The organism is Streptomyces sp. NPDC007164 (genome assembly GCF_040634135.1).
GTDB lineage: Bacteria > Actinomycetota > Actinomycetes > Streptomycetales > Streptomycetaceae > Streptomyces > Streptomyces sanglieri.
In genome coordinates this window covers 1-1694 of sequence record NZ_JBEYFB010000141.1, presented here as the reverse complement: position 1 = coordinate 1694, position 1694 = coordinate 1, and the positions used below count along the sequence as shown (strand labels likewise).

The window sequence follows — 1694 nt, the reverse complement described above, 5'->3', positions numbered from 1 at the left end:
GCATCCGCGCTCGCGCCGCTCTCGTCGATCGATATTCGGCGTAGGTAACAGTGTGGTGGCCGGGCCGTCCCGGGGCGGAGAGTGGCCGGGCGGCGCCGCCCGGCGGTGGGGGCCCGCAGGTGCCGCCCGCGCCCGTATGGATGCGGTGGCTGCCCGCCTTCTATGTCGTGGGCATCCTGGTGCTCGAACCCCTGACGCCCGTGCAGTGGCCGGTGAGCTTCCTGCTCATCGCGCTCCCCGTGATCGCGGCCTTCGCCCACGGCCCCGCTGCCGTCGCCGGCGTCACCGTGTTCGCGATCGCCTTCGAAGGAGCCCTGGCCGGCACCCCTTGCTGCGCGGGCCGCCCGGTGAGTTACGTGTGGGAACGCCACTACGTGGCCACCTACCTGAGCACCGCCGTGGTCGGCGTCCTCGGAACAATCCTGGCTGCCCACCGCGTGCGCCGGGAACGCACCCTGGCCACCGTGCGCTTCGTGGCCGAGATCGCCCAGCACGTCCTGCTGAGCCCGGTCCCGCACCGCATCGGCCCACTTCTGATTGAAACCCTCTACCTGTCCGCCGCTGCGGAAGCACGCATCGGCGGTGACCTGTATGAGGCCGTCCCCACCACGTACGGACTCCGCATCGTCATCGGCGACGTCCGCGGCAAAGGACTTCCCGCCGTCGAAACGGCCGCCACCCTCCTCGGCGCCTTCCGTGAGGCCGCCCACGACGAACCCGACCTCGCCGCCGTCGCCCGCCGGGCGGAGACGAGCATGAATCGCAGGGCCACCCGCCTGGCCGGAAACAACGTGGACGAGCGCTTCGTCACCGCTGTCTTCGCGGAGATCCCCCTCCGCCACGTGGTCCGCATCGTCAACTGCGGCCACCCCCCACCCCTCCTCATCCACTCCGAAGCGGTCACCGAACTGGAGACGGCCGACCCCGCACCGCCCCTCAACCTGGGCATACACCTCAAAGAGGCCTACCACGTCGATGAGTACCCCTTCGGACCCGGCGACCAGTTACTGCTCTACACCGACGGCGTCACCGAAGCACGCGACCGCACCGGGGCCTTCTACCCCCTCCGCCGGCGTGTCCTCTCCTGGGGCCCTCTCCAGCCCCGGGAACTCCTCGACCGCCTCCACCACGATCTCCTCATCTACAGCGACAACCACCTCCACGACGACACCGCGGCCCTCGCCATCCACCACCTGCCCGAATAGAAGTGCCCGAAGATCTCGTTCTCCAGTGATCCGCCGCGAACCCGACAGCAAGAGCGAGATCCTCAGCGGTCCCCGCGGCCTCCCGGCACGCGCATCAGGCACTCAGCCGCCCGAGCCGGTTCTGTGGGCCGTCGGTGGCACAGCGGGCCGCACCCGCTCGCGCCTGCCGTCGTGCTCCCGCACAACGCTGAACAATCGCCCTGGTCGAGATGTACGGATCCATCTCAGCGGACTGAAGGGACAGTGCCGATGGGCGGATCAGAGCGCCGGGATCGCAGAACGCTGCTCGCCGGCGGACTCGTGGTCGCCTCGGTCGCACTCACGGGGTGCTCCTCGACGAGCGCCACACCACTGGCGGCCGGCACTTCGCCGAACACGCGGCCGAGCACGCCCTCCGAGGCATTCGCGAGACTGATGGACGGCAACGAACGCTGGGTGAGCGGAGACCTTCGGCATCCCGACCGGGATCCGAACCGACGCGAGTTCGTG

At 69.7% G+C, this 1694-nt stretch carries 1 protein-coding gene and 1 pseudogene; both read left to right on the top strand.

Annotation, left to right across the window (positions count from 1 at the left end; translation table 11 throughout):
- Positions 1-119 precede the first annotated feature (119 nt).
- Positions 120-1205: a PP2C family protein-serine/threonine phosphatase gene (locus ABZ622_RS42035; RefSeq protein ID WP_360552614.1), complete on the top strand. Its 1086-nt coding sequence runs from the start codon at positions 120-122 to the stop codon at positions 1203-1205.
- Between the two features lie 249 nt (positions 1206-1454).
- Positions 1455-1694 (top strand): annotated as a pseudogene (locus tag ABZ622_RS42030) (carbonic anhydrase); the annotation flags it as partial.